Source organism: Mesoplasma chauliocola (assembly GCF_002290085.1).
Taxonomy (GTDB): domain Bacteria; phylum Bacillota_I; class Bacilli_A; order Mycoplasmatales; family Mycoplasmataceae; genus Mesoplasma; species Mesoplasma chauliocola.
Window position 1 is genome coordinate 212,501 of the sequence record NZ_CP023173.1, and the last position, 12,435, is coordinate 224,935.

Genomic DNA, 12,435 nt, shown 5'->3' on the forward strand with positions numbered 1-12,435 from the left:
TGAGGACTGGTGGAACGATTAGAAGTGATTATGCCGGCATGAGTAACGTTTGAATGTGAGAATCATTCATACCGTTTGACCAAGGTTTCCTGGGCAAGGTTCGTCCACCCAGGGTTAGTCAGGACCTAAGGCGAGGCCGAAAGGCGTAGTCGATGGACAACAGGTTGATATTCCTGTACCTGCTAGTTAGTGATGGAGTGACGGAGAAAGGTAGTGTATCCCAGGTGATGGATGTCCTGGGTTAAGCACAAAGGCGGCAACATTGGCAAATCCGTGTTGTATTAAACGCTGAAGTGTTATGAGGAGTGAACGGTTCGCCTAGTAACGAAGTACATGACCCTACGCTTCCAAGAAAAGCTTCTAACTTAATAACTAGTAGCCTGTACCTATAACGAACACACGTGGTCAAGGAGAAAATCCTAAGGTAAGCGAGATAACTGTAGCTAAGGAACTCTGCAAAATAACTCCGTAACTTCGGAAGAAGGAGTGCTCAACTATGTTGAGCCGCAGTGAAGAGGGAGGGGCAACTGTTTAGCAAAAACACAGCTCTCTGCTAAGTCGTAAGACGAAGTATAGGGGGTGACGCCTGCCCAGTGCCGGAAGGTTAAGAGGAGAAGTCAGCGCAAGCGAAGCTTCGAATTGAAGCCCCGGTGAACGGCGGCCGTAACTATAACGGTCCTAAGGTAGCGAAATTCCTTGTCAGGTAAGTTCTGACCCGCACGAAAGGCGTAATGATCCCTTCGCTGTCTCGGCTGCAGACTCGGTGAAATTTTAGTACCGGTGAAGATGCCGGTTACCCGCAACTAGACGGAAAGACCCCGTGGAGCTTTACTATAACTTGATATTGAAATTTGGTATAACGTGTAGAGGATAGGTGGGAGACTTTGAAGCTGGACCGCTAGGGCCAGTGGAGTCAACCTTGGAATACCACCCTCGTTATATTGGATTTCTAACTTCGACCCGTTATCCGGGTTAAGGACAGTGTCTGGTGGGTAGTTTGACTGGGGCGGTCGCCTCCTAAAATGTAACGGAGGCGCTCAAAGTTACACTCAGCATGGTTGGAAATCATGCATAGAGCGCAAAAGTATAAGTGTGATTGACTGTGAGACTTACAAGTCGAACAGGTACGAAAGTAGGATTTAGTGATCCGGCGGTCCCGAGTGGAAGGGCCGTCGCTCAACGGATAAAAGTTACCCCGGGGATAACAGGCTGATCTCCCCCAAGAGTTCACATCGACGGGGAGGTTTGGCACCTCGATGTCGGCTCATCGCATCCTGGAGCTGTAGTCGGTTCCAAGGGTTGGGCTGTTCGCCCATTAAAGCGGTACGCGAGCTGGGTTCAGAACGTCGTGAGACAGTTTGGTCCCTATCTGTTGTGGGCGTAGGAAAATTGAAGAGAGCTGTTCCTAGTACGAGAGGACCGGAATGGACACACCTCTGGTGCTCCTGTTGTCACGCCAGTGGCACAGCAGGGTAGCTATGTGTGGAACGGATAATCGCTGAAGGCATCTAAGCGAGAAGCCTCCTTTAAGATGAATTTTCCCATTTCTTTAGAATGTAAGATCCCTTATAGACTATGAGGTTGATAGGATGGATGTGTAAGTGTCGCGAGGCATTAAGCTAACCATTACTAATAGATCGAGAGAATTTTAGAAAAAAGAAGCAATTGAATATGTAATCATCTAGTATCCAGTTTTCAGAGAACAATTTATAAAAATGATCTGGTGGTCATAGCATAGAGGTCACACCTGTTCCCATACCGAACACAGAAGTTAAGCTCTATAGCGTCGAAAATATTGCATTGTGAGAAAATAGAACGCTGCCAGTTTATTAAAGAACCATTAAGGTTCTTTTTTATTTTATATTTGATAAAATAACTTAAACATATTATTAAATTGAAAGGTCAAGATATGAAAAAATTCATAGCATTTAGTGATTGTGATGGAACTTTATTATTTGATGATTACAAATTTTCTGAATATACAATTAATACAGTAAAAGATGTATATGAAAATGGTAATTATTTAATACCAGTTACAGCAAGAACATTAAAAAATTTAAAAAGCATAGCTAAACAACTAAAAATTGATGAACTTGGAGGCATTATTGCAGGTAATAATGGAGCTCAAATTTATGACTTTAAAACTAATCAATATATTTTAAATAGCATTATTGATAAAAAAATGATTAAAGAGGTTTTTGAATTATATTATTCAGAAAATGATGAAGACAAAGAATGTAAAGTTAATTTCTCATGTGAAAATGTAATTTATTCTTTTGGAGAATCAGAAAATACAAAAAAATGAGCAGAAATAATGGAACAAGAATTTAAAGTTATTAAAAGTTATAGAGAAATCATTGAAGATGTTGTGAGCATTTCAATAATTACAAAAAAAGGAACAAATTTGGAGGCATATTTACACCATTTTAATAAAATTAAAAATAAATATGGTGAACAATATAGAATTGATAATTATCACAATAGAGTTGTAAGTATAGCTCCTAAAGATATTGATAAAGGTTATGCAGTTGATATTATAAATAAATATTTAAATAATACTGGCAAATTTGTAACATATGGTTTTGGTGACAGTTATAATGACTTTGCTTTACTTGCAGCAGTTGATTATGGTGTTGCTATGCAAAATGCTTTAGAAGAACTTAAAGAAAATGCTTATGATATAACAGATTACCCAAACTATGATGATGGTGTAGCAAAATATATTAATGAAAAAATAATAAATAAAAAATAAATTAAGAATCCTATTACTAACTCATGGTTAAGGATTCTTAATTTCTTTATGAAATGATATTTTTTTATTTTATAATAACAATATAAAAGAAAAAAAGAGGAATAAAACATGTACGCTTTTGATTATGAAGATATTCAGTTAATACCAAATAAATGTATTGTTAACTCAAGAAGTGAATGTAATACATCAGTAACTTTAGGTAAATTTACTTTTAAAATGCCAGTTGTGCCTGCGAACATGGCAACCGTTATAAATGAAGAAATTAGTGAAAAACTTGCTGAACAAAGTTATTTTTATGTTATGCATAGATTTGATTTTGATGCTATTTCATTTATTAAAAAAATGAAAAGTAAAAGTTTAATTTCATCAATTAGTGTTGGAGTAAAAAAACAAGATTTTAAATTAATTGAAGAATTAAGTAAATTAGATTTAATTCCAGAGTATATAACTATTGATATAGCTCATGGGCATGCTAATAGTGTTAGAGAGATGATTGAACATATAAGAAAGTATATGTCTGATAGTACATTTATTATTGCTGGTAATGTAGCAACACCACAAGCTGTTAGAGATTTAGAATATTGAGGAGCAGATGCAACAAAAGTTGGAGTTGGTCCTGGTAAAGTTTGTATTACAAAACTAAAAACAGGTTTTGGAACAGGTGGTTGACAACTTGGAGCTATAAAATGATGTAGTAAAGCAGCTACAAAACCAATAATTGCTGATGGTGGATTAAGAGTCAATGGAGATATAGCAAAATCAATTAGGTTTGGAGCAACAATGTGTATGATTGGTAGCTTATTTGCTGCTCATGAAGAATCACCTGGCAAAAATGTTGTTGTTAATGATATTTTATATAAAGAATACTATGGTAGTGCTAGTGAATATAATAAAGGTGAAAAAAGATATGTAGAAGGGAAAAAAGAACTTATTAAAGTACGTGGTAAGTTAATGGACACATACAGAGAAATGCAAGAGGATTTACAATCTTCAATTTCATATGCTGGTGGTAAAAAACTAAAAGCCATTAAAAATGTTGATTACGTTATTTTAAAAACAAGCAATTTTTAATTAAACTTATGAATAATATAAATAAAACAATAATACAAGACAATGAACTTGCTAAAAATAATATCAAATCTCTAAATAAGCAAAAACTAGGAATAAAAGAAATAGCAACTATTTTTGATGTTTCAGAACAAACAATTAGATTTTATGATTCTAAAGGCTTACTTCCATTTTTTGAAAGAGAAGATAATAACTATCGCTATGTAACTGTTGAAAATTTACAGTGATTTAAAATGGTTTTCTTATTAAGATCAGCTGGAATGGAAATAAAAAATATTAAAGAATATATTAATCTTTGTATGGAAGGTGACTCAACTGTTCCACAAAGATTGAAAATAATTCAAGATCAAAAGAAAGATTTAGTTTTTAAAATTAAAGGACTTCAGTCTGAATTAGAGCTTCTAACAAGCAAAGAAAAGCATTATAAAAAGATTCTTGAAGAGAATATACTTGATGAATGGAATCCAGTTAATTTTCAAGAAATAATTGAAAAAAAACTAAAATAATATTTTTTGCTTGCCTTATAGTAACTATAATGTTTTACAATTAATTTTGTAATCAAATAAAGGAGATTTAAATATGAAAAATAAAGTTTGATTTGTAACAGGAGCCGGACAAGGAATTGGACTAGTAGTTACTAAAGAATTATTAAAAAGAGGGCATAAAGTTATTGCGACAAGTCGTAATAAATCTAAAATAGAAGAAGCAATAGGGACAAATGAAAACTTATTAGCTTTATCAGTAGATATTAAAGATTTAAAAGCTGTCGAAAGTGCAGTTAAATCAGGAGTTGAAAAATTTGGAGAAATCGATGTTTTATTAAACAATGCAGGTTATTCACAAATGTGAACTTTTGAAGAAACAGATATGGAAGACATAAAAGGAAACATCGAAACTAACTTAATTGGTACTTTAAATGTTACTCATGCAGTTTTACCAGTAATGCGTAAACAAAAACATGGACACATTTATATTACTTCATCAGCTTGAGGATATGGTACTGTTCCTTACAATAGTGTGTATGCTGTTGTTAAATTTGGTTTAGATGGATTCGCAGAATCAATTAGCCATGAATTAAAAACTGTAGGAATTAGTATTTCAAGTATTAAACCTGGTGGAGTAAGAACAAACTTCTTAACATCAGATTCATTACAAACTGGTAAATCAACAATTGAAGAATATGCAGCAGGTAGAGATGAATGAGTTAACACAGTTAAATCATGAAATGGTTACCAAGATGGAAATCCACAAAAATATGCAGAATTTATTATTGGATTAACAGAAAAAGATTCAGTTCCTCCAATGCACATTTTTGCAGGTAGAGATTCTTATGAAATTGCTAAAAACAAAATTGCTGCAGTTCAAAAAGATATGGATGAATTAGAAGCTCAAGCAACTAATTTACATTTTGAAAATTAATTAAGGATAAATAAGAATGAAAAATAAAGTATGATTTATTACCGGAGCAAGTCAAGGATTTGGTTTAGGGATAACAAAAAAACTTTTAGAGCAAGGACATCAAGTAGCTGCAACTACTAGAAATCCCCAAAAATTAATTGATGAATTAGGGGCAAATGAAAACTTATTAGCTTTAAAAGTAGATCTTTCAAATCAGAAGGAAATAGATACAGCTGTTGAGCAAACTGTTGCTAAGTTTGGAACAATTGACATTTTGTTAAACAATGCTGGATATGGTCAACTATGAACATTTGAAGAATCAACAGATCAACAAATTAGAGATTGTTTTGAAATAAACTTTTTTGGAACAATTAATGTTACTCGTGCAGTTTTACCAGTAATGCGTAAACAAAAATATGGACATATATTTACAACTTCATCAATTTGAGGATATGTAGGTGTTCCTTATAATAGTACTTATGCAGCCGTTAAATTTGCAACTGATGGTTGAACAGAATCAATTAGTCATGAACTAAAACCTTTTGGTATCACTGTTTCATGTATTAAACCAGGTGGATTTAGAACAAACTTTTTAAGTTCTGGATCACTAATCACTGGTGAAGAAACAATTGCTGATTACAAAGAGGGCAGAGATGAATGATTTAATAATTTAGCATCATTTGACAAACAACAAGATGGAGATCCAGAAAGATATTGTGATTTCGTTATCAATATTACTAAAAATGAAAATGTTCCTCCAATTCATATTTTCACTGGTAGAGATTCATATCAATACGCTGAAGAAAAAATAAAACAAATTAGAGAAGACATGGAAACTATCAAAACTGAAGCAACAGATTTACACGTTAGATAAGCTAAAACCAACTATGTTGGTTTTTTATTATTTATTTAATCTTTTATTAAATAAAGTTAAAGTAATAAATAAGGTTTTTAGTATAATTAATAAGTATTCTTAATTTTATGAAAGAAGGGATAATATGAAAAGAATTGGAGTTTTAACTTCAGGAGGAGATGCACCTGGAATGAATAATGCAATTGCTGGAGTTGTTAAGGCAGCTGAAGCACAAGGTATTGAAGTTTATGGTGTAAGAGACGGATATAAGGGTTTAATTAATGGTTGATTTGAAAAATTAGATTCTAAATTTGCTTTAGAAATTATTTCAAAGGGTGGAACTGTTTTAGGTTCGGCTAGATTACCAGAATTTAAAGAAGAGACGGTTAGACAAAAGGCTGTTGAACAATTAAAATCTCATAATATTGAAGCACTTGTTGTTATTGGTGGAGATGGAAGTTACATGGGAGCCCAAAGATTAACTGAAATGGGAATTAACTGTATTGGTTTACCAGGAACAATTGATAATGATATTGTTTCAAGTGATTATACAATTGGATTTGATACTGCATTGAACACTGTTATTGAAGCAGTTGAAAAAATTCGCGATACTATGCAATCACACAATCGTGCAGCTGTTATTGAAGTAATGGGTAATGGCTGTGGAGATTTAGTAACTTATGCAGCTATTGCAACTCAAGCAGAAATATTTTCACCAAGTGAAAGCAAATTATCAGTTGAAGAAATTTGCGAACAAGCTAAAAAAATGGCAGATGTTAAACAAAGAAGTCTAATTATTTTAGTAAGTGAAAAACAATTTGATTCTCATGATTTAGCTAAAAAAGTTCAAGAAGCTAGTGGGTATGAAACTAGAGCTACAGTTTTAGGGCATATTCAGAGGGGTGGACATCCTTCAGGGATGGATCGCTATTTAGCTTTCACTGCTGCAATTTATGCGGTTGAAAAATTAATTGAAGGTAAAGGTGGTCTATATATTGGGCTAAGTGATAACAAATTAGTAGCTAGAGACATTGAATCAACATTAAATATGCCAAAACCAGATAAAACAGAATTTATTAAAAAAATAAGATTATTAAACGCAAAGATATCAAAATAGGAAAAAATAATTTAAAATATATATTGAAAAAGTACATAGGAGAAAATAAATGAACAAGAAAGAATTACAAGCGCGTGTAAAACGTACTAAAATTATTACTACAACTGGTCCATCAACAAACGAACCAGCGCAAATAAAAGAATTATTCGAAAATGGAATGACAACAATTCGTTTAAACTTTTCACATGGTGATTTTGAAGAACAAGGTTACAGAATTGCTGGAGCTAAAAAAGTTAGAGAAGAATTAGGAAAACCAGTTTCTATTTTATTAGATACAAAAGGACCAGAAATTCGTGTTGGTAAATTTGTAGATGGAAAACAAGAAGTAAATGCTAACCAACCAATTACTATTTACACAGATGCTGAATCATTTAAAAATAAAGAATGTTTATCAGGAGAAATGACTGTTGCTTATGACATGTCAGTTGACTTAAAAATTGGAGATACAATTTTAATTGATGATGGTAAATTAGAAATGACAGTTGAAGAAGTTAAACCAGGTATTGTTAAAGCAATAGCTTTCAATAGCCACTTAGTTAAAACAAACAAACGTGTAAACTTACCAGGTGTTGATTTCTCAATGCCATTCTTAGCTGAAAAAGATATTAATGATATTAAATATGGAGTTGAGCAAGGTGTTGATTATATCGCTGCATCATTTGTTAACTCTGCAGAAAACGTAAAAGAAATCCGTGATATTTTAGCAGAAGCTAATGGATCAGATATTCAAATTATTTCAAAAATTGAATCACAAGTTGGAATTGACAACATTGATGCAATTATTGAAGCTTCTGATGGAATTATGATTGCTCGTGGAGATTTAGGGTTAGAAATCCCTTACTATGACGTACCATACTGAGAAAAAATTATTATTAGAAAATGTCGTGAAGCTGGTAAAGTTGTTATCGTTGCTACTCAAATGTTAGAAACTATGACAGAAAACCCAGCGCCTACAAGAGCAGAAGTAACTGACGTTTATTTCGCTACTGAATTAGGAGCAGATGCAACTATGTTATCTGGAGAATCAGCTGCTGGAGACTACCCATTTATTACTGTTAATACAATGGCTACAATTAACAAACGCGCTGAAATTGAATTCTACAAAAAAGCTTACTACCAAACTCAATTAGAAAATGCTAAAAAAACTACAAGTGGTCCACGTGCAGATATCGCAATGGATTTAGCAGAAAGAACTCGTGATGGACAATATGAATTTGCTGTTGTTTTATCAAGAACTGGAGCTTTATTAAAAACAATTTCAAAATTTAGACCAAACGTAACTATTTTAGGAGTTAGTGAATCAGAAAGATTATGAACTGCATTCGGTGTATGACATTCAATCTTTATGAATAAAACAGCTAACTTATTAGAATTAGAAGAAAACAATACTGAAATCTCAAAAATTGCTAAATTATGAGGAGCAAAAGAAGGATCAAAAATCTTAGTTGTAAGAAACAAAGATATTCGTGAAATCACTGTTGCTTAATTAGTGAAAACAAAAAAATAAATGACAAGTAATTAATCGCTTGTCATTTATTTTTTAATTAGCAAAATTATGCTGTTATTTTTCTCTAGTTGTTTTTGACCTTTTTTATTTTTATAATTAACTTCAAGCTTTAATTCCTTTTTATTTGAAAGCAATAATTTTAACATTGTTGTTACTTTTTTATAATTTAAATTCTTAAATATGCCTTCATTAAATATTTCTTTATTTGAATATAAACTATTCATTTTTTCAAAATTATTTTCTGAGAATGTAGCATAAAATTTCTTTAAAATCCCTTCTTTTTCCATACTTACATTTTTCCTTCTATTTTTTCAAGTAATTTAATTGTATAACTTTTAAATATAGCTAAAAGTATGTATAATTATTTTTGAAAAGTGAATATTAATTAACATTTTTGGACACGATACTATTGATTCTTTTAAAGAGAGTTGTTGGTTGCTGAAAAACAATAAAGATAAATAGTTATTACTACCAATTAAATAATGTTACGTTGGGTGCGATAAACCAAAATTGAGGTATTTAGCAGTATGTTAAATATGAATTAGGATGGTACCGCGTTAATTAACGCTCCTAAGTGTTATAGGAGCGTTTTTGTTTTTTAAGGAGGAGAATATGAAAATAAAATTATTAGATGGGTCAATTAAAGAATTTGATCAAGCAATGAATATTAAATCAATTGCAGAAGCAATAGCAATAAGTTTAAAAAAAGCCACAATTGCAGCAAAAGTAAATGGTAGATATGTTTCTGTAGACCATGTAATTGAAAAGGATTCAACTTTAGAACTAATAACAAGTAGACATGATGATTTTTATAAGGTTGTAAATTATACTGCTGCCTTTGTTACAGGTGTTGCTATTTCAGAATTGTATAAAGATGTTAAATTGGCAAAAGTGCTTTATAAAGAAGATGAATTAGAATATGGAATCACTTTTGAAGTTTCACCAAGAATTGGCTTAGAAGAATTACAAGCTATTCAAAATAAAGTAAATCAAATAATTAAGAATGATTCAATTTTAGTAAAAAATGTTGACTTAAAAGAAGCTGAAGAAATATTTGCAACTTCAGAATATCAAAAATATTTAGCTAAGGAAATGTTTGAAACTTATGGTAGTGTATCTATTTACACTTTAAATAATACTTCAATAGTTTCAAAACACCCGATTGCTTTAAATTTAAAAGCAATCAAAATAATTGAAGTTCAGCAATTAACAGGTGAATATTGATTAAATGATTCAGAAAATATTATGTTGCAAAAAGTTCACGGAATGGCTGCTGATAGTATTGATGCATTAAACAATAAAAAAGAAATTTTAGAGGACAGAAGAAGTAGAGATCATAGAATAATTAATAAAACATTAAAAATATTTGGCTTTGACCATTTAGTTGGACCAGGATTACCGTTATGAATGCCAAATGGAACAATTGTTAAAGAAGAGATAAAAAAATATCTTAAAGAAAAAGAATGAGAATATGATTTTATTAACGTTACAACACCAGTTATTGGTACAGTAGAACTATATAAAAAATCAGGGCACTGAGATCACTATGGTGAAGATATGTTCCAACCTTTTAATGGTGGTAGTGGGAGTGATGAGCAATTTATTTTAAGACCTATGAATTGTCCTCATCATGTGGCTGTTTATAAACAAGAACAAAGAAGTTATAGAGACTTGCCTTTAAGAATTGCTGAACATGCTTTACAACACAGATATGAATCAAGTGGTAGTTTAACTGGTTTAGAGCGTGTAAGAGCAATGGAATTAACAGATAGTCATATATTTGTTAGACCAGATCAAGTTGAAGAAGAATTTAAATCAATTTATAAAATGATTAATGAGGTTCTTCAAACTTTCAATATTCAAATTGATTATTTAAGTTTAAGTTTAAGAGACCCTGAAGACAAAGTTAAATATTATCAAGATGACAAAATGTGAGATGAAGCTGAAGCAGCGCTTGAAAAGGTTTTACAAGATTTAAATATTGATTATAAAAAATGTATTGGAGAAGCTGCATTTTATGGGCCTAAGTTAGATATTCAAATTAAAACTGCTCAAAATCATGAAATTACTGTTTCAACAATTCAACTAGACTTTTTATTACCGAAAAAATTTGATGTAACTTACATTGACCAAAATCAAGAATTTAAAACCCCAATAATGATTCATAGAGGGTTGATTGGAACTTATGAAAGATTCATAGCAACATTATTAGAGCAAACAAAAGGTGTTTTACCTTTATGATTAGCACCAAACCAAATTCAAATTATCCCAGTTGGAAGTCAAGAGAATAATGAATATGCAAATGAAATAAGAAAACTATTTAAAAAAGACTTTATTAGAACACATGTTGATTTAAGAGATGAAAGATTAAGTTATAAAATACGTGATGCTCAAACAAGTAAAATCCCATATCAGTTAGTTATTGGTGATCAAGAAAGAAAAGATAAATCAGTAACATACCGTAAATATGGAAGTGAAGAACAAATAACTATTAAATTACAAGAATTTAAAAATATGATACTAGATATTATTTGTAATAAAAAATAGTTTGAGTTAAACTTAAATATGCATAGAAAAGGAAAAAATATTATGGCAGAAATGATAAAAGTAACAACAAAGGAAGAATTTAATAAAATTATTAGCGAAGGAAAAACATTTGTAGATTTCAATGCTACATGATGTGGACCATGTAAAATGCAAATGCCTTTAGTACACATGCTTGCACAAAAAACTCAAGGAGTTAAGTTTGTAGATTTAGATGTTGATTTAGTTCCTGAAGTTGCTAAAGAATACCAAGTAATGTCTATTCCAACTTTAATGTTATTTGAAGAAGGTAAAGAAACTAAAAAGAATGTAGGATTTATGGATCCAACAAAATTAGATAATTTCATTAAATAGTTTATTAAGACCACTAGTTGGTCTTTTATTTTGGAAAAAAATCCATATAATTTAAAATAAACAGTAACTTTTTAAAAAACTAATTTAGTTATTTGGTTTTTTTTGGTTTTTTTTGGTAACATGAAATTAGAAAGGGTTTTTTATGATTAAGAAACAAAGACAAAATAACATTTTAAATTATTTAAAAGGAAAGAAAATAGTTTCAATAGAAACCCTTTCAAATGAATTGTTAATTCCTTTAACAACTTTAAGAAGAGATCTTCAGGATTTAGAAACTGAAGAAAAGATTATTAAGTTGCATGGAGGAGTTGAATATAAAGAGCCATCATTTATCTACGAAGACTTTTTTGAAAAGAAAATTAAAGATAATGTTAAAGAAAAAGAAGAAATCGCTAAAAAAGCAATTAAGTTTATAAATAAAAATGATTCGATTTTTATTGACTCAGGTTCAAATGGTTACTTTATAGCTAAAAATTTAAAAGCTGAGTTAAATTTGCAAATAGTTACAAATTCAATTTACAATGTCTTAGAGCTTATTAAAAAGGGCCACCAAAATGTTTACTTATTAGGTGGTAAATTTACAAATGTAACTGGAGCTATATTAGGCTTTGAAGCTATTGAAGCTTTAAAAAATTACAATTTTGATAAGGCATTTTTAGGTATAAACGCAGTTGATGAAGAAGGAAATATTTATACAACTAGTCCAGAACATGCACAAATAAAAGTAGAAGTAATTAAAAATTCAAGAGAAAGCTTTGGATTAGCTGACTCAAGTAAATTTTATAGAAAATCATTCTATAAATTTGCAGACAAAGAATTAATTAAAATAATATAAAAAGAGG

At 30.8% G+C, this 12,435-nt stretch carries 11 protein-coding genes and 2 rRNA genes (1 of these 13 running past the window's edge); 12 read left to right on the plus strand and 1 reads right to left on the minus strand.

Annotated elements, in window-relative coordinates; all coding sequences use genetic code 4:
- The 9 genes from CK556_RS00945 to pyk form a co-directional block, all read left to right on the plus strand.
- Window positions 1-1,654: ribosomal RNA gene (locus CK556_RS00945) — 23S ribosomal RNA — on the plus strand; it begins 1,256 nt to the left of the window's first position.
- 65 nt (window positions 1,655-1,719) lie between these two features.
- Window positions 1,720-1,827: ribosomal RNA gene (gene rrf / locus CK556_RS00950) — 5S ribosomal RNA — on the plus strand.
- Window positions 1,828-1,909: 82 nt separating this feature from the next.
- Complete coding sequence (locus CK556_RS00955; RefSeq protein ID WP_036246477.1) at window positions 1,910-2,752, plus strand: HAD family hydrolase; 843 nt, start codon at window positions 1,910-1,912, stop codon at window positions 2,750-2,752.
- A gap of 108 nt (window positions 2,753-2,860) precedes the next feature.
- Entirely contained in the window at window positions 2,861-3,823 is a 963-nt protein-coding gene (locus tag CK556_RS00960; protein WP_027875214.1) for a GMP reductase, read from the plus strand.
- 8 nt (window positions 3,824-3,831) lie between these two features.
- The gene (locus CK556_RS00965) at window positions 3,832-4,326 is read left to right on the plus strand and encodes a MerR family transcriptional regulator (protein WP_027875215.1); all 495 of its coding nucleotides are present in this window, start codon (window positions 3,832-3,834) and stop codon (window positions 4,324-4,326) included.
- 73 nt (window positions 4,327-4,399) lie between these two features.
- Entirely contained in the window at window positions 4,400-5,239 is an 840-nt protein-coding gene (locus tag CK556_RS00970; protein WP_036246480.1) for an SDR family oxidoreductase, read from the plus strand.
- Between the two features lie 16 nt (window positions 5,240-5,255).
- Window positions 5,256-6,092, plus strand: coding sequence for an SDR family oxidoreductase (locus CK556_RS00975; protein ID WP_027875217.1), 837 nt, complete (start codon window positions 5,256-5,258; stop codon window positions 6,090-6,092).
- Between the two features lie 124 nt (window positions 6,093-6,216).
- Entirely contained in the window at window positions 6,217-7,188 is a 972-nt protein-coding gene (pfkA, locus tag CK556_RS00980) for a 6-phosphofructokinase (RefSeq protein ID WP_027875218.1), read from the plus strand.
- A 49-nt stretch (window positions 7,189-7,237) separates the two neighbouring features.
- Window positions 7,238-8,674, plus strand: a complete 1,437-nt coding sequence (pyk, locus tag CK556_RS00985) for a pyruvate kinase (RefSeq protein WP_027875219.1) — start codon at window positions 7,238-7,240, stop codon at window positions 8,672-8,674.
- Between the two features lie 47 nt (window positions 8,675-8,721).
- Here pyk and CK556_RS00990 read toward each other — a convergent pair whose 3' ends face one another.
- On the minus strand, window positions 8,722-8,982 hold the full coding sequence (locus tag CK556_RS00990) for a hypothetical protein (protein WP_027875220.1): 261 nt from the start codon (window positions 8,980-8,982) through the stop codon (window positions 8,722-8,724).
- A 325-nt stretch (window positions 8,983-9,307) separates the two neighbouring features.
- Between CK556_RS00990 and thrS the strand changes: the two genes are divergently transcribed.
- The 3 genes from thrS (at window position 9,308) to CK556_RS01005 (ending at window position 12,428) form a co-directional block, all read left to right on the plus strand.
- Window positions 9,308-11,242 (plus strand): threonine--tRNA ligase, encoded by a 1,935-nt coding sequence (gene thrS / locus CK556_RS00995; protein ID WP_027875221.1) that lies wholly within the window; start codon window positions 9,308-9,310, stop codon window positions 11,240-11,242.
- Window positions 11,243-11,284: 42 nt separating this feature from the next.
- Window positions 11,285-11,593 carry a thioredoxin gene (trxA, locus tag CK556_RS01000; RefSeq protein ID WP_027875222.1) on the plus strand — a complete coding sequence of 103 codons (309 nt, stop codon included), beginning with the start codon at window positions 11,285-11,287 and terminating at the stop codon, window positions 11,591-11,593.
- A gap of 142 nt (window positions 11,594-11,735) precedes the next feature.
- On the plus strand, window positions 11,736-12,428 hold the full coding sequence (locus CK556_RS01005; RefSeq protein ID WP_027875223.1) for a DeoR/GlpR family DNA-binding transcription regulator: 693 nt from the start codon (window positions 11,736-11,738) through the stop codon (window positions 12,426-12,428).
- The last annotated feature ends 7 nt before the right edge of the window (window positions 12,429-12,435 follow it).